The following is a 19,126-nucleotide window of genomic DNA, read 5'->3' as shown; positions in this document are numbered from 1 at the left end:
CGAATCAACGGGCCATGGCATCGACAACATCAAGACACACTGTTGAGTTCTCAAGAAACAGACGCACGCCGTCAAGCCCTTGCGGGCCTGTCCGGAGGCAACTGGTCTAACTTAGCCAACGCGGCCCAGAGGGTCAAATCCGCTGGACAGGACGTCGGCCGCTCGTCACGGGCTCCTCAGTACAGGGCGTTCGCGAGCGCACGGCGCGCCGCCACCACGCGCGGGTCCTCGCCACCGACGACCTCGAACAGGTCGACGAGGCGCAGGCGGACCCGCTCCCGCTCGTCGCCGCGCGTCGTCCGCACGAGCTCGACGAGCCGGCCGAACGCGTCCTCCACGTGACCGTCCAGGAGGTCCACGTCCGCGACCGCCAGCTGGGCGTCGACGTCCGTCGGTGCCGCCGCGCCGGCGGCACGCACCGCGGCGACGTCGGCCGAGGCGGTCCGCTCGAGCAGCCCCACCTGTGCGAGCCCCGCCCGAGCCATCGCGTCGCGGGGGTTCTCCCGCAGAGCCTGGTCGTACGCCTCGCGCGCCGTCGCGGTGTCGCCCTGGACGAGGGCGTCGTAGGCCGCCTGGTGCAGCGGTGGCAGGGGCGGCTCCGCGGGCTCGTCGGGCTCGTCGGGCTCGTCGGGCACCGCGCCGGCGGGGACGCGCGCGGTCAGGCCGTTCGCCTGGGCCGCCGCCAGCACCTGGTCGAGCACCTGGCGGACCTGCGCCTGCGCGGGCGCGCCCTGGAAGAGCGGCACCGGCTGGCCCGCCAGCACGGCCACCACCGCCGGGACGGACTGCGTGCCGAACGCCTGGGCGATCTGGGGGTTGGCCTCCGCGTCGACCCGCGCCAGCAGCCACGCGCCCGCGTCGTCGTCGCACATCGCGGCCAGCTGAGCCACGACCCCCGTGCTGACCTCGCTCCACGTCGCCCACAGGACGACGACGACGGGGTACTGCGTCGAGCGCCGGACCACGTCGGCGAAGGAGGCCTCGTCGACGTCCACCACGTAGGGGCCCGGCTTCGGCAGGCCGCCCGGGGTCCCCGGCGGCGGCGTGGCCGGCCGGTTGAGGGCGGACAGGTCCACGGCGCCGCGCACGTCGAGGCGCGGGCGGGACTGCGGCGGCTGCGGGGACGACATCACGAGCTCCCAGGGATCAGGCGAGGGCGAGGGCCGAGGGTCATTGTGCAGCGACGGCGGTCAGCACGGACTCGGCGGCGATGAGCTGCACCGGCTGGCCGGACCCGGCCGCCGGCACGTGGAACACGAGCACGTCGGTGTAGGTGCGAGCCAGCGACTTCCCGGCCTCCGACGCGCCCGCGGCCGCCGACTCGAACGGCGACAGCGTCAGCTTCGCGCCGGCGAGCGTGATCGACACGGTGGACACCGTCGACATGCTGCCGACGACGAGGGCCCCGCCCGTGGCGTCGCCGATCACCGTCAGCGGCGGTCCGTCGGGCGTGTAGGTCTCGGCGACCTGGCCGATGTCCTTCACGTTCGTCGAGAGCGTCTGGCGGTTCTGCGTCACCTGGTCGCGGAACTGGTCGGGCGCGAACTGGGCCGCGGACGCGGAGGCGTCGCCGTTCGCCAGCACGTCCGCATAGGCGGCCAGCACGGCGTTCGGGGCCATCGCGAGAGCGGCGTCATCGACGGGCAGCACCGGGCTGCCCTTGGCGGCCTCCGCCATGTGCGGCGTGGACGCGTTCGGGAACATCCGCGCCCAGCCCCACAGGGCGTAGCGGTCGCGCGGCGTCGCCTGCTCGAGCACCAGCACGCGCGGGGCCTGCAGGTTGTCGGGCTGCTCGGTGACGACCAGCTGCACACGCGGCCAGGTCGTGGTCTGCGGGACGACGACGAGCTGCGCCTTGGTCGGCAGGGCCGTGGGCGCGCGGTCGCCGTTCGTCGCCTCGGACCGCTGGTACTCGGCCGACCGCATCGCCAGCGCCGGGCCGATCACCCGCGGGGCCAGCTTCGCGGAGTCGCGCGCCTGGTCGGCGGCGGCGAGCACCGCGCCGAGGTCCGTCAGCACGGCCGCGGACTGCGTCGGCAGGAGGGCCGGTGGCGCGACGGCGGCCGGCGGCTCGGGGGCCGGTTGCGGCAGCGGCGTCGCGCACGCCGTCAGGGTGGCGACGGCCGCCACGAGGGCGGCGAACGCACGCGCGGCGCGCCTCATCGGTCGTTCTCCTCGGTCTCGAGCGGCGGCAGGCCCCACGCCCGGCGCCACGCGTCGGCGCGGGACGCCTCCGCCGGCTGCTGCGGATCACCGTGCGGCAGGGTCCGGCCGGCCGAGGGCTCGTCGGTCTCGCTCGGCTGCGGCGCGGCGGTGGCCGACGAGGACGGGGACGGCTGCGAACGGTCCGGCTCGCGGGCGGCCGACGCCTCCGCGGCCTCCGCGGCGGCGTCCTCCTGCTCCCACCGGGCCGCCACGCGGCTGAGCCACGCGGGCTGCGCGCCCGGGCCGTGCGCCGGTGCCGGCGCGGACGACGCGCTCGCGCGCTCGGCGGCCGGGGCGGGCGCCACCGGACCGCTCCCCGCGCCAGGGGCGGGAGCGGGAGCGGGCCGAGCGTCGGCAGGGGCGGGAGCCGACCAGGAGACGGCAGGCACCGGTGCAGGCACCGGTGCGGCCGCCGGCGCCGGGGCCGCGGGGGGCGCGGGCATCCAGGCGGGGCGCGACGAGGCGGGGTGGTGTGCGGCGGGCGCAGGGGCGGCGGGCTCCGGTGCGGACGGCGCCTCCCCACCCGCCCCCGACGAGGCCGGCTCGACCGTCCCGCGCGGCGCCTCGGCGCCGGCCGTCGCGGCCGCGGCCTCGGCCGCCTGGCGGCGCGCTCGGCGGCCGCCAGGTGCGGGCGGCTTCACCGGGGAGACCCCAGCCGGCACCGGAGCGGTCGACGACGAGACCTCCTGCGGAGCCCACGACGCGGACGACGAGGACGACGAGGCCGGCGTCGAGAGGGGCTCGGCCGCTTGCTGCGGATCGGGGTCGGCCGCCCGCCGCCACCGGCCCTTCCGGGCCCCGGCCGCGGCGGGAGGAGTCACGACGTCCTCCGACGGGCGCGCGGCGTCGCCGCCGCTCGTGGTTGGAGGAGTCGAGACGTTCGCCGACGGGCGCGCGGTGTCGCCGTTGCCCGTGGTCGGCGCCGTGGGCCGGGAACCCGGGCCGGTGCCGGCCGCGCCGGAGGACGCGTCGCGCGTCGGCGTGACGCCGCGCCCTGACCCGAGCCCGGAGACGGCCGCGGCCGCACCGGACGGGCCCGCGAGCGCCGCACCGGACAGAGCCGGCAGCGGCGCGCCCGACGGGGCGGGGATCGCCGTGCCGGAGGCCGCGGGTTCGTCGTGCGCCACCGACGCGCCCACCGGCCCCGGCACCCGCGGCGCGGGACCGGCGGCGGGTGGTGCCGTGACCGGGACGGACGCGGTGGGCCCGGGCGGCGGGGCGATCGTGGGCAGCTGACCCGTGCGGGCCAGCTCCGCCATCTCGCGCAGCTGCCGACGGGTCATGGCACCCTGGCCGGCCGTCACGACGGGGATCGCACCGGTCGCCACCGGCGTCCACGCGGCGCCGTGCCGGCGGCGGAGGTCGCGCCAGAACAGGAACAGGGCGACGAGCACCAGGAGCCCGCCGACGACGACGCCGGGCGCGAGGTACGGCGTCGTCACGGAGCGGGGCCACTCGAGGGCGAGGGTCGGGGGCACGCCCGCACCGGCGGCGGTCGAGCCGACGACGAGGAGGCTCCAGCGGCCCGGCTGCGCCTGCCAGGTGAGCGAGGCCGAGCCCGTGCCGTGCGCGGTCGCGACCCACATGTCCGAGGCCGTGGCGTCGGGGACCGCCGCGGCGGTGGCCGTCCCCGCCGGCGCGGCGGTGGTCGTCCCTGCCGGGGCGGCGGCGGCGCTCGTCGTCGTCGACGGCTGGTCGGTCGGCGTCCCGGTGGCCGAGGCGGTGGCCGTCGGCGCCGGCGTCCCGCTCGCCCTGGCCGTGGGCGTCGCCGGCGCCGCGAGCGCGAGCGTGTGCCAGCCGGACAGGCCCGCCACGCGCTGGTGGTCGGCGGTGCCGACCCAGCCGTCGACGTCGGTGTCCCGCCCGATCGCCAGGACGACGCGGTCGCCCGTCGGCACCGTCGCGGTGACGGTGACCGGGTCACCGGCCATCTCGAGCACCCCGGGGTCGGTGACCACGATCGCCTGGTCGGCGGTGGCCGATGCGTGCAGCACCGAGTCCGCACGCCAGACCGTCGCCGACGCGATCGCCAGGCCGATCAGCAGCACGCCGACGATGCCGAGGGCGGCGTAGATCAGTCGATTCCGCACACGCTTCCTCTCGGGAGGGACACCCCAGGATAGGCGGCGGGCGGCACTGGGCCGTCCGCACTGAGCCCGGACCCGGGCGCCACGGCATCACCCGATCCGCGTATCCTTGCGCCGGACTCCGGCGGAGATGCTGCCCTTGCGTGCCGGGGCCGAGCCCAGCGTTCTGGAGGAACCGTCCGTGGTCGACGACACCCCCGCCTTCCCCGTGGTCAACTTCCGCGGGTACGACCGCGTCGCGGTCGACGCCCGGATCGTCGAGCTCGAGCGCAGGCTCGCCGACGCCCGCCACCAGGTCGAGGCGGCCGACGCCAAGGCCCTGCAGACGGCGGGCGAGCTCTCCGAGGCGCACCGCCAGCTGCGCGAGGCCGAGCGGCCGACGTACACCGGGCTCGGCTCGCGGATCGAGCAGCTGCTGCGCTCCGCCGAGGAGCAGTCGTCCGAGGTGATCTCGCAGGCCAACGCGCAGGCCGCCGACGCGCTCGCGCGGGCCAAGCTGGCCGCCGGCCAGCTGCGGGCCCGGGCGGAGAACGAGGTCGCCGAGCTCCTGGCCACCGCACGCCGGGAGGCGGACGAGGTCCGCACGACGGCCGCCGCCGAGGCGGAGAGCCACCTCGTCGCCGCCCAGCGCCGCGCCGAGGAGCTGGTGGGCTCGGCCGAGCGCGAGGCGCAGCGCATCCAGTCCGCGATCGCCACCGAGGAGAGCGAGCGGCGCACCACGCTCGAGCGCGAGCTCGGCACGCTGCGCGCCACCACGGAGCACGAGGCGACGCAGCTCCGCCTGCTCACCGAGCGCACTGCCAGCGAGCTGCGGCAGCGCACCGAGACCGAGACCGCCGCCCAGCGCGAGGAGGCGGAGCGGTACGCGCAGGACGTGCGCCAGGCCGCCGACGCCGACACGACCACGCTGCGGCAGCGCGTCGAGGCCGAGGCCGCGGCGACCACCTCCGACGCCGACGCGTACGCGGCGCGCGTGCGGCAGGAGGCGGCCGACGAGGTCGCGACCCTGCGCCAGCACGTCACCGACGAGGTCGCCACGCTCCGTGCGCAGGCCGCCGCGTACGCCGACCAGGTGCGCGCCACGGCCGAGCGCGACGCGGCGGCGCTCCAGCAGCGGGTGGCCGCCGAGGTGGCCGCGCTCCGCACGGAGGCCGACCAGTACTCCGCCTTCATCCGCGCCACCGCCGACCGGGAGACCGGTGAGCAGCGCGCCCTGGCGGCAGAGGAGATCTCGACCGCCCGGACGGAGGCCGACCAGGCGATCACGAAGGTCCGCACGGAGGCCGAGCAGTACGCCGCCGAGCTGCGCGCCGCCGCGGTGCGCGAGACCACCGAGCTGCGCGAGCGCACGGCCACCGAGACCACGCAGCTGCGCGACACCACCGAGCGGGAGACGACCCAGCTGCGCGAGACCACCGAGCGCGAGGTCGCCGAGCTGCGCGCCACCACCGAGCGGGAGACCAGCCAGCTGCGCGAGACGACGCGGCTCGAGGTGGAGCGCCTCCTCACCGAGGCCCACCGCTCGATCGCGGACCAGGCCGCCGCCGCCAAGGCGCACGCCGACACGCTCGTCCAGGACGCCGAGCAGAAGATGGCCGAGGCCGAGATCTCGATCGCCTCGAAGCGTGCGGCCGCGGAGAAGGCCGACGAGGACCGGACCGCGCAGGTGCGCGCCGAGACCGAGCGGCTGGTCGCGGACGCCGAGGCGCACGCCGCCGAGGCGGAGGAGCGCGTCGCCAAGGCCCTCGCCCAGGCGGAGAAGGTGCGCGGCGACGCCGAGGCGCACGCCCGCGACCTCATCTCCAACGCCCGCAAGAACGCCGACCGCGTGGTCGCCGAGGCGCGCGAGCACGCCGAGAAGCAGATCTCCGAGGCGATGACCGAGGCGGAGCGCGAGCGCACCAGCGCCCAGCGGCAGGTCGAGGACCTCAACCGCCAGCGGGAGTCCATCACCACCTACCTCGACGAGCTGCGCAGCCTGCTCGGCAACGACCCCGATCGCGGCGCGCTCGAGCGGGCCGGGCGCGTGCAGGCCGAGTTCGCGGAGACGCACCCGGCACGGCCGGCGGCCAAGGGCGGCCGCGGCTCGTCGTCGAAGTCGAAGGCGCGGCCGGCGCCGGTGTCCGCCGCGCTCGCCGCCACCCCCGGCCCGGCGGCGTCCGACGAGCAGGGCGAGGCTGCGCCCGAGCAGGGCGAGGCCGCGCCCGAGCACGGCGAGGCGGCGCCCGAGGACGGCACGCACGAGGACGGCACGCACGAGGACGGCACGCACGACGAGGCCGCCCAGCCCGCCGAGGCCGCCGTCCCGGAGAGTGCCGCGGACGGGTCGACCGAGTCGGCGGACCTGCAGGACACCGGCGTCGTCCCCGTCGTCGTCGACGACCAGGACGCCGCGCCCGCCCGCTGATGGCGACGCCGGGCACCGGCGACGACGCGGCGCGCTGGCGCGAGGAGCGTCGCGCCGCGGCGGACCACCACGCGCAGTCCCTCGCGCGCCGGCAGGCGGCCGAGTCGGCCCGCGCCCGTCAGATGCTGCACGGGCTCGTCGTGCGAGCGCTGGCGGAAGGGCCGTCGCCCGAGCCGCTCGTCGTGCGCAGCTTCGACGGCCGGCACACCTACCGGACCCCGCTGCAGGGCTGGTACCTGCGCCAGGACCGCACGCTCGCGGTCGACACCGACGGCGAGTTCTACGTGCTGCGCGCGCCGACGAGCCTGCGGGCGAGCCTGCGCGGCGTCCGGCCGGAGCCCTCGGACCCGCCCCTGGTGCTCGGCGCCGGCGGCAAGGACGGCGAGTCGCTCGACCTCGACGTGGCGATCGCCCGCGTGCTGGCGGGCGGCACCCGCTAGCGGCGGCTCGAGCGGTCAGCTCCCGTCAGCCCGCTGGGCGAGGTCGGCGAGCGCGGCGGCCACCGCGGCCGGGTCCTCGACCGCCGTCAGGTGCCCCGCCCCTCGCACGACGACCAGGGGCGCCCCGCCGGCGGCGGCCGCCATCGCCTCCGCCTGGGCCACCGGGGTCGGGGTGTCCTCGTCGCCCACCACGACGGTCACCGGACCCTGGTAGGCCCGCAGCACGTGAGTGCGGTCGGGCCGCGCGGCCATGGCCCGCTGCTGCCACGCGAGCCCCGCGGGCACCTGCTCGGCGATCCAGCCCAGCACCTGGTCACGCACGTCGCGGCGGGCGGCGCGGGACGTCTCCCCCAGCAGCACGTCGGCGTCGGGCACCACCTCCGCGACGGACCCGGACGTCTCGAGCCGCGCCGCCCGCGCGAGCCGGTTCGCGGCGGCCTCCCGGGTGTCGGCGACGGACTTGGTGTCCAGCAGTCCGAGGCCCGCGACGAGCGAAGGGTGCCGCTCGGCGAGCGCGAGCGCGGTGTACCCACCCATCGACAGGCCGGCGACGACCGCGCGGGTGATGCCGGCGTCGGCCAGCGCGGCGGCGACGAGGTCGGCGCAGGCGTCCAGCGACGGTGGCTCCGGCAGGTCGACGGCGTGCCCCGGCGAGCCCGGCAGGTCGACCGCGTACACGGCCCGTGGCGCCGGGACGAGGGCGCCGGCGGCGTCCCACATCCGCGAGTCGAGCGGGAACGCGTGGAGCAGGACGAGGGGCAAGGCGTCCTCGTGGTGCTCGGGTCCGGCGGCGCGCCGCACCGCGGCCTGGCTCATGCGTCCTCCCCCGTCGGGTCGGCGGATCCTGTCGCCTGGGTGCTCGGCCCGTCCCAGGTCGTCGGCAGAGGACCGTGGCCGGGCAGCACGTGCGCGACGATCTCGTCGAGCACCCGCCGCACCTGAGCCTCCCCCACCCAGAGGTGGCGCGCACCCGCGACGGCGATCATCTCCGCGTTCGCCAGCCCCGCGAAGTGCGGCGCGGCCTGCGCCGGCACGAGGAAGTCGTCGTGCTCCGGGACGAGCGCCACCAGCGGCCGGCCGAACGCGGCCCACGCCGCCAGGTCGTCGTCCGTCGCGCGCCGCAGGGGCGGTGACAGCAGGATCGCGCCCTCGACCGCGGGGTCCCGGCCGTACTTGAGCGCGAGCTCGGTGCCGAACGACCAGCCGACCAGCCACAGGTGCGGCAGGTCGTGGAACTCGGCCAGCTCGATCGCCGCGGCGACGTCGAAGCGTTCCCCGATGCCCTCGTCGAAGGCGCCCTGCGACGTGCCGCGCGGGCTCGTCGTGCCGCGCGTGTTGAAGCGCAGCACCGCCATACCGGCCAGCGCGGGCAGCCGCCACGCCGCCTTGCGGAGCACGTGCGAATCCATGTAGCCGCCGTGCGTCGGCAGCGGGTGCAGCGTGACGAGCGTCGCGGTCGGCGTCACCGGCTCGCCCGCGTCGTCGACCGGGAGGGCGAGCTCGCCGACGAGCGTCAGGCCGTCGGCGGTGTGCAGCTCGACGTCCTCGCGCAGGGCCGGCAGCACGGTCAGGGAACGGATCGGGGTGCGGGTCTGCGCGCTCATCGGCTCGAGCCTATGCCCGCCCCCGGGCGGCCTCGGCCGCCTCCTCGAGCAGGATGGCGACGCCGTCGTCGTCGTTGGCCGGCAGCACCCGGTCGGCGGCCGCCAGCACCGCCGGGTGGGCGTTCGCGACGGCGCAGCCGACGCCGGCCCACCGCAGCATCGGCAGGTCGTTGGGGGCGTCGCCGGCCGCCCAGACGTCGTCGGGGGCGATGCCGAGGGCCGCCGACCACCGGGCGAGCGCGCTCGCCTTCGAGACGCCCGGCGGCGCGATCTCGGCCAGCCCCTCCGCCCCCGAGTGGCTCACCTCGGCGTCGGCGCCGACGGCGGCCGCCAGGCGTGCCACGAACGCGTCGAGGTCGACGCCCGCGTCCTCGGCACGCACAAGGAGCTTGAGCGTGGAGTCGGTCAGCACCTGCTCGATGCGCGCCACCACCGGGCTGCCCGGCGGCGCCACGTGCCGGCTCCGGTAGCCCCTCTCGGCGGCGAAGCCGACCACCCGCTCCACGGCGAGGTGGACCGTGCCGGCACCCGCCAGCCGCAGCCGCCGCGCCAGGTCCGTCACCTGGGTCGCGGTCATGCCGCGCTCGTCGAGCACGCGCCCGGTGGCCACCTCCACGACGGCCGCGCCGTTGATGCAGATCGCGACGCCGTGGGCGCCGACGTGCGGCGCGAGGTCGGCGAGCCAGCGCGGCGGGCGGGCGGTGACGAAGACGACCTCGACGCCGGCCTCGGCGCACGCCGCCAGCGCGGCGGCCGTCCGCGCCGAGACGGTCCCGTCCGATCGCAGGAGCGTGCCGTCGAGGTCGGTGGCGACCAGGCGAGGTGCCGTCATCGTCGGGTGGGTCCGCGCCGGGCGCGCGCCTGCCAGCACGCGGGGTGCCAGTGGCGGCGGCCCTGCACGCCGTCGCCCAGCAGGTCGTCGGACCGCCACGCGACGAGGTGCGCCGTGCCCGCCGCGATCAGCTGGTCGCAGCCCGGGCAGCGGTACTCCTTGTCGGAGCCGCGCAGCCGCTGCACCACCCACTCGCCGTCGGGCCCGCTCTCGGCCGACCGGCCACCGCTGGCGCGGTCGAGGTCGAGCGGCACGTGCGCGGCGGCGTAGGGCCGCTTGGCGGACCTCCGGCTGCTCGGCACGCGGCCATCATCCCGCGCCGGTCGTCGTGCCCGGACGGCGCTCCGGCCCCGGGCACGACGAGCGGCCGGCTACGCGACTGTCGGCGGGACGACCGTGCGCGTGCGGATCACGTCGGCGTACCAGCGGGCGGAGTCCTTCACCGTGCGGGTGCCGGTGGGGTAGTCGACGTGGACCACGCCGAAGCGGCGGTCGTACCCGTACGCCCACTCGAAGTTGTCCATGAGCGACCAGACGTAGTAGCCGCGGACGTCGGCGCCCGCCGCAAGCGCCGCCCCGACGGCGTCGATGTGGTCGTGCAGGTAGTCGACGCGGTCCTGGTCGTGGACGCGGCCGTCGGTGACCTCGTCGTAGAACGCGGCGCCGTTCTCGGTGACAGCCAGCGGCTGGCCGGGGTAGCGCTGCGCGATCTCGAGGAGCATCCGCGTCAGGCCCTCGGGGTGGATGCCCCAGCCCATCGCCGTGCGCGGTCCCGGGCGCTGCACCCACTCGACCTCGTCGGCCCCCACCCACGGGATGCGCTCGGAGCTCTTGTGGCCGTCCGGGCCCGGGGTGCCGTCGCCCACCGGCGGCGTGCCGTGGCGCACCACCGAGTCGTCGTAGTAGTTGAGCCCGAGCAGGTCGATCGGGACCTGGATGAGGTCGAGATCGCCCTCCTGCACGAAGGACCAGTCGGTCACGTGCGCGGTGTCGGCGAAGACCTCTGCCGGGTACCGGCCCTCGAGCAGCGGCTGGAGGAACACCTCGTTGCCGATGGTGTTGACGCGCCGGAGCGCCTCGAGGTCCTCCGGGGACTGGGTCGCCGGGGTCAACGGGTGGAGGTTGAGCGTGACGGAGATCTGCGTGTCCTGGCCCAGCTCGTCGCGCAGGGCGCGGGCGGCCAGCCCGTGCGCGAGGTTGAGGTGGTGCACCGCCTTGAGCGCGCGCTCGTCGTCGGTCACGCCGGGGGCGTGCACGCCGGAGGCATAGCCGAGGAACGCCGAGCACCAGGGCTCGTTGAGGGTGCTCCAGGTGTGGACCCGGTCGCCGAGGGCGCGGGCGACGATGCGCGCGTACTCCGCGAAGCGGTAGGCGGTCTCGCGGTTGGACCAGCCGCCCTCGTCCTCCAGGGCCTGCGGCAGGTCCCAGTGGTACAGGGTGACAACGGGCTTGATGCCCGCGGCGACGAGCCGGTCGACGAGGTCGGAGTAGAACGCCAGGCCCTCGGCGTTCGGCTCGCCGGCACCCGTCGGCTGGATGCGCGGCCAGGCGACCGAGAACCGGTAGGCCTCCAGGCCGAGCTCCTGCATGAGCGCGACGTCCTGCGCGACCCGGTGGTAGTGGTCCGCCGCGATGTCGCCCGTGTCGTCGTTCAGCACCTTGCCGGGCGTGTGGCTGAAGGTGTCCCAGATCGACGGGCCGCGGCCGCCCTCGTGCACGGCGCCCTCGATCTGGTAGCTGGCGGTCGCGGAGCCGAAGACGAAGTCGCTCGGGAAGGTGCGGCCGGACGGACGGGACGTGGCCATGGGCTGCCTTTCGCGCTGGTGCACGCTGTGCTCTGACGGGCGCGCCGGTGCGACGCCGCGTGGGAACGCTACCACCGCCGCGCGAGGAAAGTCGAATCGATTCGACCTCGACCGTCCGCGCCCCGTCCGCGCCCCGGCCGCCGGCGCCGGCGGTGGCCCCACCCGCGACGTCGACAGGCCCGTGCGACGTCGATATCCGCAGGTGTCGACGTCGCGCAGACCTATCGACCTCGCCGGCCCAACCGGCGGGCGGCCGGGGCGGCCGGGCGGGCGGCCGGCGGCCCGTGCGTGGTCGGCCGGGCGGGCGGCCGGCGGCCCGTGCGTGGTCGGCCGGGCGGGCGGCCGGCGGCCCGTGCGTGGTCGGCCGGGCCGGCGGCCCGGCGTCAGGCGGTGGCGGGTCCGTCCGCGACCCAGGCGCCCTGGCGCATCACGCGGCGGGGGCGCAGGTCGTCGTCGACCACGACGAGGTCCGCGCGGTGGCCCGCGACGAGCCGGCCGAGGTCGCGGAAGCCGAGGACGTCCGCCGGGGTGAGGCTGGCCGCACGCACCGCGTGCGCCAGCGGGACGCCCGCGCGCACCGTGCAGCGGACGACGTCGAGCAGGTGGGCGATGCCGCCGGCGATCGAGCCGGCCGAGCCGTCGGGCTGGACGATCCGCGCGACGCCGTCGGCCACGCGCACGGCCATCGGGCCGAGCCGGTAGTCGCCGTCACCGAGGCCCGTGGCCGCCATCGCGTCCGTGACCAGCATGATCGCGTCCGGCCCGACGAGCTCGAACACCGTCCGGACGGTCGCGTCGGCCAGGTGCGTGCCGTCGGCGACGAGTTCGACGACGAGCTCTCCCCGGGCCGCCGCCGCCAGGCAGGCCGCCACGGGCCCGGGTTCCCGGTGGTGCAGCGGCCGCATGCCGTTGAACAGGTGCGTCGCGGTGGGGCGGCGGCCGGCCGCGAAGGGGTCGGCCCGCAGGAGCTCGACAGCGCGGGCGATCGCCGCCTCGGCCTCCTCGGCGCTCGCGTCGGTGTGGCCGACGGACGGCAGCGCGCCGCCGGCGACGAGCGCGGCCATGACGTCGTCGGGCGGTGCGACGACACCCGGGATCTCGGGCGCCACGGTCATCGTGACGAGCGTGCCGCGCGACGCCTCGACGAGCCGTCGCACCAGCGCCGGGTCGCCGGGCACCAGGTCGGCCGGGCTCTGCGCCCCGCGCCGGTCGTACGACAGGAAGGGCCCCTCGGCGTGGATGCCGGCGAGCACGCCGGCGTCGACGGCGTCGGCCAGCAGCGCCGCGCGCTCGACGAGCACGTCCGCGGCCGCCGTGACGAGGGACCCGACGAGGCTCGTCGTGCCGTGCGCCAGGTGCTCCCGGGCGGCGGTCGCCACCTCGTCGGGCGTCGTGGCGTCGGGGAAGCTCGCTCCACCGCCGCCGTGGCAGTGGATGTCGACCAGGCCGGGCAGGAGGGTGTCGGCGGTGGCCGCGGGCACCGCCGCCCGCCACCGCTCCGGGACCTCGGCCGCCGGGCCGACCCACCGCAGCTGCACCCCCTGGACGACGACCGCGCCGTCGTCGAGCACGTCGTCGGGGGTCACCACCCGGCCGCGGAGGACGAACGAGGGCTCGGCACCGGGCAGCGAGGTCACGGCCGACATCCTTCCAGGCCCGCCGGGCGCCGAGGTGGTCTGTCGGTCCTGCCGGACGGCCCGCAACCGGGCGGGTCGGTGGTCAGTCGGCCCGGTCCGCCAGGGCGTCCTCCGCCCGCTCGTCCGGCCCCGGGCCGGGGACCGCCGCGACCGGCCGCGGTCCGACGATCCATCCCGCGACCGCGCCGGCCACCGACGGCCAGAGCAGGAGCATCGCCCCGAACCCGAGCTCGTCGCGAAGGAGGGCCCACGGGCTCAACCCCACCGCGAGCAGCTCCGCGACGAGACCGAACAGGGCGCCCGCCGAGCCGCCGACGACGACCCGCGGCCAGCGTCCGGCCGGCAGCCGCCGCAGCGCCCACAGGGCTCCGACCGTCACTGGCAGCGTGGCGACGACGGCGCCGACGACGAGCCACACGATCCACGCGCCGAGGGTCACCCCCGCACCGGCGAGCGACCGGTCCGTGGCCACCACGGTCCCGACGACCAGCGCGAGCCCGACGAGGCTCGCCCACCCGATCGCCAGGAGCGTGCGCCGCAGGGTCAGCGCGTGCTCGGCGCGCTCCTGCGCGCTGCCGAGCAACGGGTCGAGCACCGACACGCCACCATCGTGGCATCCCGGCCAGGGTCAGAAGAGGCGCAGCGACGCGTCGTCGACGCCGCGCATGGCGTCGTAGTCCAGGACGAGCACGTCGATCCCGCGGTCGGCGGCCAGCACGCGCGCCTGCGGCGCGATCGACTGCGCGGCGAGGATCCCTCGGACCGGCGCCAGCAGAGGGTCGCGGTTGAGGAGGTCGAGGTAGCGCGTCAGCTGCTCGACCGCGTCGATCGTCGCGCGCCGCTTGATCTCCACGGCGACGTGCCGGAACCCGTCCGAGGGGTCGCGCGCGAGGATGTCCACCGGTCCGATGGCCGTCGGGAACTCGCGGCGCACCAGGGTGTGCCCCTCCCCCAGCAGCGAGATCTGCTCGGCCAGCAGCACCTGCAGGTGGGCCTCGACGCCGTCCTTGACCAGCCCGGGGTCGACGCCGAGGTCGTGCGAGGAGTCGTGGGCGACGTCGTACAGCTCGACGACGAGGCGGTCGTCGGACTTCGCCTGCTGCACCGTCCAGACCTCGGTGACCCCCGCGGCCGCGGCGTCGTCGGACGGCGCGGAGACCGTGAGCGAGCACGGCGGGCTCATCCAGTTGAGGGGCTTGTACGAGCCGCCGTCGGCATGCAGCAGCACCGACCCGTCTGCCTTGACCACGAGCAGCCGCCGCGCGAGCGGCAGGTGGGCATCCAGCCGGCCGGAGTAGGTGGCGGTGCAGGTGGCCACGACGAGCCGCACTAGAACACCATCCGCACGGACGTCGGGGTCGCCTCGATCCACCCCGTGAAGCCGTCGTAGGCGGCCGGCGCCATCTTCAGCCAGAGCTCGTGCGGGCCGTCGTCGCCGACCACCCGGCAGTGGACGACGACGGCGATCGGCCGCTGGCCGGGCGCGAGGTCGGTCGGGAGGAAGTGGCGCTCGAGCACGACGAGCCCCTGGCGGCGCCACACGGCCGCCGCGCGAGGGGCGAGCGACGCCCGTCGCCACCAGTACATCCGCACGCGCCCGTACTGCGCGATGCCCGCGCGCCACGGGCCGCCCTCCCGCTCCGCCAGCTGGCAGCCGAACGAGCCGATGCGGCGCGTCAGGGTGGTGGTGCGTGACACCCAGAGCACCGCGGTGACGACGAGCACGGCGACGGCCAGACCGATGATCAGCCCCACCGTCCAGTGCACGCCGCGGTCCTCAGTGGCTCTCGGTGACCGGCTGCGCGTCGTCGACGACGATCGTCACCTGGTCGGAGTCGACGGAGAGGAACCCGCCGTCCACGGTCCAGCGCAGCGCCGGCGATCCGGCGTGCTCCGTGACGCGGACCTCGCCGGCACGCAGCACCGCGAGCACGGGCGTGTGCCCGGGCAGGATGCCCATCCCGCCGTCGGCGGCCGGGGCCGAGACCTGGCGGGCGGCACCCGACCAGACCTTGCCGTCGGCGGCGACGATGTCGACCTCGAGCTGTGCCATCAGACCCCGTAGTCCTTCTGGATGCGGGCCCAGTTCTTCTCGAGGTCCTCGAGGCCACCGACGTTGAAGAACGCCTGCTCGGCGATGTGGTCGAACTCGCCCTCGGCGATCTTCTTGAACGCCTCGACGGTCTCGGCGACGGGGACCGTGGAGCCCTCGACGCCGGTGAACTTCGTCGCCATGTAGGTGTTCTGCGAGAGGAACTGCTGGATGCGGCGGGCCCGCGCGACGACGGTCTTGTCCTCTTCGGACAGCTCGTCGACACCGAGGATCGCGATGATGTCCTGGAGCTCCTTGTTGCGCTGCAGGATCGCCTTGACCTGGGTCGCCACGTCGTAGTGCGCCTGGCCGACGTACCGCGGGTCGAGGATGCGGCTCGTCGAGCTCAGCGGGTCCACGGCCGGGTAGAGGCCACGGGAGGCGATCTCGCGGGACAGCTCGGTGGTGGCGTCCAGGTGCGCGAACGTCGTCGCGGGCGCCGGGTCGGTGTAGTCGTCGGCCGGCACGTAGATCGCCTGGAGCGACGTGATCGAGTGGCCGCGCGTGGAGGTGATGCGCTCCTGCAGGGCGCCCATCTCGTCGGCCAGGTTCGGCTGGTAGCCGACGGCGGACGGCATGCGGCCGAGCAGGGTCGACACCTCGGAGCCGGCCTGCGTGAACCGAAAGATGTTGTCGATGAACAGCAGCACGTCCTGGTGCTGCACGTCGCGGAAGTACTCCGCCATCGTCAGGGCGGACAGCGCGACGCGCAGGCGGGTCCCCGGCGGCTCGTCCATCTGGCCGAAGACGAGGGCCGTCTTGTCGAAGACGCCGGCCTCCTCCATCTCGGCGATGAGGTCGTTGCCCTCACGGGTGCGCTCGCCGACTCCGGCGAACACCGAGACACCGCCGTGCTCCTGCGCGACGCGCTGGATCATCTCCTGGATGAGGACGGTCTTGCCGACGCCCGCGCCGCCGAACAGGCCGATCTTCCCGCCCTGGACGTAGGGCGTGAGCAGGTCGATGACCTTGATGCCGGTCTCGAACATCGTCGTCTTCGACTCCAGCTGGTCAAAGGCCGGCGGCTTGCGGTGGATCGGCCAGCGCTCGGTGATCTCGAGCGTCTCGCCCGGCTGCAGGTTGAGCACGTCGCCGGTGACGTTGAACACGTGACCCTTGGTGACGTCGCCCACCGGCACCGAGATCGGCGCGCCGGTGTCGGTCACCGAGGCGCCGCGCACCAGGCCGTCGGTCGGCTTGAGGGCGATCGCCCGGACGAGGGAGTCGCCGAGGTGCTGGGCGACCTCGAGGGTCAGGCTGTGGCTCGACTCGCCCTCGCCCTGGCCGGCGAGTTCGATCGGCACCGTCAGCGCGTTGTACATCTCCGGGATCTGGTCCGGCGGGAACTCGATGTCGACGACGGGCCCGATCACCCGGGCGACGCGACCGACGCCGGGAGCGTGCTCGGTGGCCGTCGGGGCGACGGTGGTGGCGGTCATTGCTCTGTCCTCGCTTCGTCGGTCAGGAGGCCGCTGCGAGCGCGTCGGCGCCCGAGACGATCTCGCTGATCTCCTGGGTGATCTCGGCCTGACGGGCCTGGTTGGCCAGCCGTGTGTAGGTGCGGATGAGGTCCTCCGCGTTGTCCGTCGCCGTGTGCATCGCGCGCTGGCGCGCGGCGAGCTCGGAGGCCGCCGCCTGGAGCAGCACGGCGTGGATGCGCGCGCGGACGTAGCGCGGCAGCAGCGCGTCGAGCACCACCTCGGGGCTCGGTTCGAACTCGTAGAGCGGCAGGACCTCGTCCTGCCCCGGCTCGACGACGCCCTCGACGACCTCGAGCGGCAGCAGCCGGATGACGCGCGGGCGCTGCGACACCATGTTGACGAACTGCGTGTACACCACGTGCAGCTCGTCGACGCCGCCCGCCTCGGCGGGCGCGGTGTACGCGTCGAGCAGCACGCCGGCGATCTCGTCGGCCAGCTCGCTCGTCGGCGCGTCGGACTGACCCACCCACGACCGCTCCGGCGGCCGCTGCCGGAACGTGTAGTAGGTCTCGGCGCGCCGCCCGGCGACGTAGAGCACCACCCGCTTGCCCTCGGCCGTCAGCCGGGCGATGAGCTTCTCGGTCTCGCGGATGACCGTCGCCGAGTAGGCGCCGGCCATGCCCCGGTCGCTGGCGACCAGCAGCACCGCGGCCCGCCCGGTGTCGCGCCGCTCGACGAGGAACGGGTGCGACACGTCCGAGTGCGTCGCCAGCGCCGAGACCGCGCGGGTGATCGCCCGCGCGTACGGCGTGGCCCTGGCCATGCGGTCCCGGGCCTTGCCGATGCGGGAGGCCGCGATCAGCTCCTGGGCGCGGAACATCTTCTTCAGCGCCTGGGTGGACCGGATGCGCTGGCGGTAGACGCGCTGCGAACCTGCCATGCTCGCCTGCCTACGCCTTCTTCTGCCGGATGATCTGCTCCTGCTCGACGTCGACCGGCTCGACCTCGGTCTGGTTGACGGCACCGACGAGCGGAGTGCCGTCCGCCAGGACGAAGCCGGCGCGGAACTCGTCGACCGCCTTCTCCAGCTCCGCCTCGGTGTCGGGCTTGAGCAGCCCGGTCTCCGCGACGGTCGTCAGCACCGAGGTGTTGCGCCGCAGGTGGTCCAGGAGGTCCGTCTCGAACCGGCGGACGTCCTCGATCGGCACGTCGTCGAGCTTGCCCTTGGTGCCGGCCCAGATCGACGCCACCTGGTTCTCCACCGGGTACGGCGTGTACTGGCCCTGCTTGAGGAGCTCCATCAGCCGGGCGCCGCGGGCGAGCTGGGCGCGGGAGGCCGCGTCCAGGTCGGACGCGAACATCGCGAACGCCTCGAGCGAGCGGTACTGCGCCAGGTCGATCTTCAGCGTGCCGGAGACCTGCTTCATCGCCTTGACCTGGGCCGCGCCGCCGACGCGGGACACCGAGATGCCGACGTCGACCGCCGGGCGCTGGTCGGCGTTGAACAGGTCGGACTGCAGGAAGATCTGGCCGTCCGTGATGGAGATGACGTTGGTCGGGATGTACGCCGACACGTCGTTCGCCTTCGTCTCGATGATGGGCAGGCCGGTCATCGAGCCGGCGCCCAGGTCGTCGGACAGCTTGGCGCAACGCTCCAGGAGCCGGGAGTGGAGGTAGAACACGTCGCCCGGGTAGGCCTCGCGCCCCGGCGGACGACGAAGCAGCAGGGACACCGCGCGGTAGGCCTCGGCCTGCTTGGAGAGGTCGTCGAACACGATGAGCACGTGCTGGCCCTGGTACATCCAGTGCTGGCCGATGGCCGAGCCGGTGTAGGGGGCGAGGTACTTGAAGCCCGCAGGGTCGGACGCGGGCGCCGCGACGATCGTCGTGTACTCCAGCGCGCCGGCCTCCTCGAGGGCGCCGCGCACCGAGGCGATGGTCGAGCCCTTCTGGCCGATCGCGACGTAGACGCAGCGCACCTGCTGCTTCGGGTCGCCGGTGGCCCAGTTGGCCTTCTGGTTGATGATCGTGTCGATCGCGATCGCGGTCTTGCCGGTCTGCCGGTCGCCGATGATGAGCTGGCGCTGACCGCGGCCGATCGGGATCATCGTGTCGATCGCCTTGAGGCCGGTCTGCAGCGGCTCGTGGACCGACTTGCGGTGCATGACGCCGGGGGCCTGCAGCTCGAGGGCGCGCCGGCCCTCGGTGGCGACCTCGCCCAGCCCGTCGATCGGGCGGCCCAGCGGGTCCACGACGCGCCCGAGGTACCCGTCGCCGACCGGCACGGACAGCACCTCGCCCGTCCGCCGGACCGGCTGGCCCTCCTCGATGCCCGCGAACTCCCCGAGCACGACGACGCCGATCTCGCGCACGTCGAGGTTGAGGGCCAGGCCGAGCGTGCCGTCCTCGAACTCCAGCAGCTCGTTCGCCATCGCGCCGGGCAGGCCCTCGACCTGCGCGATGCCGTCGGCCGCCAGGGTGACGCGGCCGATCTCCTCGGCCACCGCCGCGGGCGGCTCGTACGACTGCACGAAGCGGTCCAGCGCGGCCCGGATGTCGTCCGGCCGGATCGTCAGCTCAGTCATTCCTTGTCTCC

General features: G+C 75.5%; 18 protein-coding genes. 2 read left to right on the top strand and 16 right to left on the bottom strand.

Annotated features, from left to right (window positions below; translation table 11 throughout):
• Nucleotides 1-176 precede the first annotated feature (176 nt).
• From BGO37_RS02655 to BGO37_RS02645, 3 genes are read right to left on the bottom strand one after another with little or no spacing between them, the layout of a single operon-like run.
• A complete protein-coding gene (locus BGO37_RS02655; RefSeq protein ID WP_291751990.1) occupies nucleotides 177-1,130 on the bottom strand; it encodes a tetratricopeptide repeat protein in 954 nt (317 codons plus the stop codon).
• 40 nt (nucleotides 1,131-1,170) lie between these two features.
• Nucleotides 1,171-2,163, bottom strand: a complete 993-nt coding sequence (locus BGO37_RS02650; RefSeq protein WP_291751989.1) for a hypothetical protein — start codon at nucleotides 2,161-2,163, stop codon at nucleotides 1,171-1,173.
• Nucleotides 2,160-4,295 carry a hypothetical protein gene (locus BGO37_RS02645; RefSeq protein WP_291751987.1) on the bottom strand — a complete coding sequence of 712 codons (2,136 nt, stop codon included), beginning with the start codon at nucleotides 4,293-4,295 and terminating at the stop codon, nucleotides 2,160-2,162. The genes BGO37_RS02650 and BGO37_RS02645 overlap by 4 nt, the downstream gene beginning before the upstream one ends.
• A gap of 178 nt (nucleotides 4,296-4,473) precedes the next feature.
• On the opposite strand from BGO37_RS02645, the gene BGO37_RS02640 reads away from it, so the two are divergent.
• Together BGO37_RS02640 and BGO37_RS02635 are read left to right on the top strand one after the other, a co-directional pair.
• Nucleotides 4,474-6,699: a hypothetical protein gene (locus BGO37_RS02640; protein ID WP_291751986.1), complete on the top strand. Its 2,226-nt coding sequence runs from the start codon at nucleotides 4,474-4,476 to the stop codon at nucleotides 6,697-6,699.
• Nucleotides 6,699-7,139 carry a hypothetical protein gene (locus BGO37_RS02635; RefSeq protein WP_291751984.1) on the top strand — a complete coding sequence of 147 codons (441 nt, stop codon included), beginning with the start codon at nucleotides 6,699-6,701 and terminating at the stop codon, nucleotides 7,137-7,139. The genes BGO37_RS02640 and BGO37_RS02635 overlap by 1 nt, the downstream gene beginning before the upstream one ends.
• A gap of 15 nt (nucleotides 7,140-7,154) precedes the next feature.
• Here the strand turns inward: BGO37_RS02635 and BGO37_RS02630 are convergent, their stop codons facing one another.
• The 13 genes from BGO37_RS02630 to atpA all read right to left on the bottom strand — a co-directional run bounded on the left by BGO37_RS02630 (nucleotide 7,155) and on the right by atpA (nucleotide 19,115).
• Nucleotides 7,155-7,955 carry an alpha/beta hydrolase gene (locus BGO37_RS02630; protein ID WP_291751982.1) on the bottom strand — a complete coding sequence of 267 codons (801 nt, stop codon included), beginning with the start codon at nucleotides 7,953-7,955 and terminating at the stop codon, nucleotides 7,155-7,157.
• Complete coding sequence (locus BGO37_RS02625; protein WP_291751979.1) at nucleotides 7,952-8,743, bottom strand: alpha/beta hydrolase; 792 nt, start codon at nucleotides 8,741-8,743, stop codon at nucleotides 7,952-7,954. The genes BGO37_RS02630 and BGO37_RS02625 overlap by 4 nt, the downstream gene beginning before the upstream one ends.
• A 10-nt stretch (nucleotides 8,744-8,753) precedes the next feature.
• Nucleotides 8,754-9,575 carry an HAD family hydrolase gene (locus BGO37_RS02620; RefSeq protein ID WP_291751978.1) on the bottom strand — a complete coding sequence of 274 codons (822 nt, stop codon included), beginning with the start codon at nucleotides 9,573-9,575 and terminating at the stop codon, nucleotides 8,754-8,756.
• Nucleotides 9,572-9,877 (bottom strand): hypothetical protein, encoded by a 306-nt coding sequence (locus tag BGO37_RS02615; protein WP_291751977.1) that lies wholly within the window; start codon nucleotides 9,875-9,877, stop codon nucleotides 9,572-9,574. Before BGO37_RS02615 ends, BGO37_RS02620 begins: the two co-directional genes overlap by 4 nt.
• A 69-nt stretch (nucleotides 9,878-9,946) precedes the next feature.
• Entirely contained in the window at nucleotides 9,947-11,380 is a 1,434-nt protein-coding gene (locus tag BGO37_RS02610; protein WP_291751975.1) for a GH1 family beta-glucosidase, read from the bottom strand.
• A 383-nt stretch (nucleotides 11,381-11,763) separates the two neighbouring features.
• A complete protein-coding gene (locus BGO37_RS02605; protein WP_291751973.1) occupies nucleotides 11,764-13,026 on the bottom strand; it encodes an amidohydrolase family protein in 1,263 nt (420 codons plus the stop codon).
• A 73-nt stretch (nucleotides 13,027-13,099) separates the two neighbouring features.
• Nucleotides 13,100-13,618: a hypothetical protein gene (locus tag BGO37_RS02600; RefSeq protein WP_291751971.1), complete on the bottom strand. Its 519-nt coding sequence runs from the start codon at nucleotides 13,616-13,618 to the stop codon at nucleotides 13,100-13,102.
• A gap of 27 nt (nucleotides 13,619-13,645) precedes the next feature.
• Entirely contained in the window at nucleotides 13,646-14,347 is a 702-nt protein-coding gene (nucS, locus tag BGO37_RS02595; protein ID WP_291751969.1) for an endonuclease NucS, read from the bottom strand.
• On the bottom strand, nucleotides 14,347-14,784 hold the full coding sequence (locus tag BGO37_RS02590) for a DUF2550 family protein (protein WP_291751967.1): 438 nt from the start codon (nucleotides 14,782-14,784) through the stop codon (nucleotides 14,347-14,349). Before BGO37_RS02590 ends, nucS begins: the two co-directional genes overlap by 1 nt.
• Before the next feature lie 10 nt (nucleotides 14,785-14,794).
• Nucleotides 14,795-15,070 (bottom strand): F0F1 ATP synthase subunit epsilon, encoded by a 276-nt coding sequence (locus BGO37_RS02585; RefSeq protein WP_291751965.1) that lies wholly within the window; start codon nucleotides 15,068-15,070, stop codon nucleotides 14,795-14,797.
• Nucleotides 15,070-16,548, bottom strand: coding sequence for a F0F1 ATP synthase subunit beta (atpD, locus tag BGO37_RS02580; RefSeq protein ID WP_291751963.1), 1,479 nt, complete (start codon nucleotides 16,546-16,548; stop codon nucleotides 15,070-15,072). The genes BGO37_RS02585 and atpD overlap by 1 nt, the downstream gene beginning before the upstream one ends.
• Before the next feature lie 22 nt (nucleotides 16,549-16,570).
• A complete protein-coding gene (locus BGO37_RS02575) occupies nucleotides 16,571-17,470 on the bottom strand; it encodes a F0F1 ATP synthase subunit gamma (protein WP_291751961.1) in 900 nt (299 codons plus the stop codon).
• A gap of 10 nt (nucleotides 17,471-17,480) precedes the next feature.
• On the bottom strand, nucleotides 17,481-19,115 hold the full coding sequence (gene atpA / locus BGO37_RS02570; protein ID WP_291751959.1) for a F0F1 ATP synthase subunit alpha: 1,635 nt from the start codon (nucleotides 19,113-19,115) through the stop codon (nucleotides 17,481-17,483).
• Between the last annotated feature and the right edge of the window lie 11 nt (nucleotides 19,116-19,126).

Origin of the sequence: Cellulomonas sp. 73-92, from assembly GCF_001898175.1 — a bacterium.
Lineage (GTDB): Bacteria > Actinomycetota > Actinomycetes > Actinomycetales > Cellulomonadaceae > Cellulomonas.
The sequence above is the reverse complement of the archived record's forward strand: the minus strand, read 5'-3'. Positions and strand labels throughout refer to the sequence as shown.

Coding starts and splice junctions, on each gene's coding strand:
- atpD (WP_291751963.1), bottom strand. CDS start 16,548: ATGACCGCCACCACCGTCGCCCCGACGGCCACCGAGCACGCTCCCGGC.
- BGO37_RS02610 (WP_291751975.1), bottom strand. CDS start 11,380: ATGGCCACGTCCCGTCCGTCCGGCCGCACCTTCCCGAGCGACTTCGTC.
- BGO37_RS02630 (WP_291751982.1), bottom strand. CDS start 7,955: ATGAGCCAGGCCGCGGTGCGGCGCGCCGCCGGACCCGAGCACCACGAG.
- BGO37_RS02620 (WP_291751978.1), bottom strand. CDS start 9,575: ATGACGGCACCTCGCCTGGTCGCCACCGACCTCGACGGCACGCTCCTG.
- BGO37_RS02655 (WP_291751990.1), bottom strand. CDS start 1,130: ATGTCGTCCCCGCAGCCGCCGCAGTCCCGCCCGCGCCTCGACGTGCGC.
- BGO37_RS02650 (WP_291751989.1), bottom strand. CDS start 2,163: ATGAGGCGCGCCGCGCGTGCGTTCGCCGCCCTCGTGGCGGCCGTCGCC.
- BGO37_RS02585 (WP_291751965.1), bottom strand. CDS start 15,070: ATGGCACAGCTCGAGGTCGACATCGTCGCCGCCGACGGCAAGGTCTGG.
- atpA (WP_291751959.1), bottom strand. CDS start 19,115: ATGACTGAGCTGACGATCCGGCCGGACGACATCCGGGCCGCGCTGGAC.
- BGO37_RS02605 (WP_291751973.1), bottom strand. CDS start 13,026: ATGTCGGCCGTGACCTCGCTGCCCGGTGCCGAGCCCTCGTTCGTCCTC.
- BGO37_RS02625 (WP_291751979.1), bottom strand. CDS start 8,743: ATGAGCGCGCAGACCCGCACCCCGATCCGTTCCCTGACCGTGCTGCCG.
- BGO37_RS02575 (WP_291751961.1), bottom strand. CDS start 17,470: ATGGCAGGTTCGCAGCGCGTCTACCGCCAGCGCATCCGGTCCACCCAG.
- BGO37_RS02635 (WP_291751984.1), top strand. CDS start 6,699: ATGGCGACGCCGGGCACCGGCGACGACGCGGCGCGCTGGCGCGAGGAG.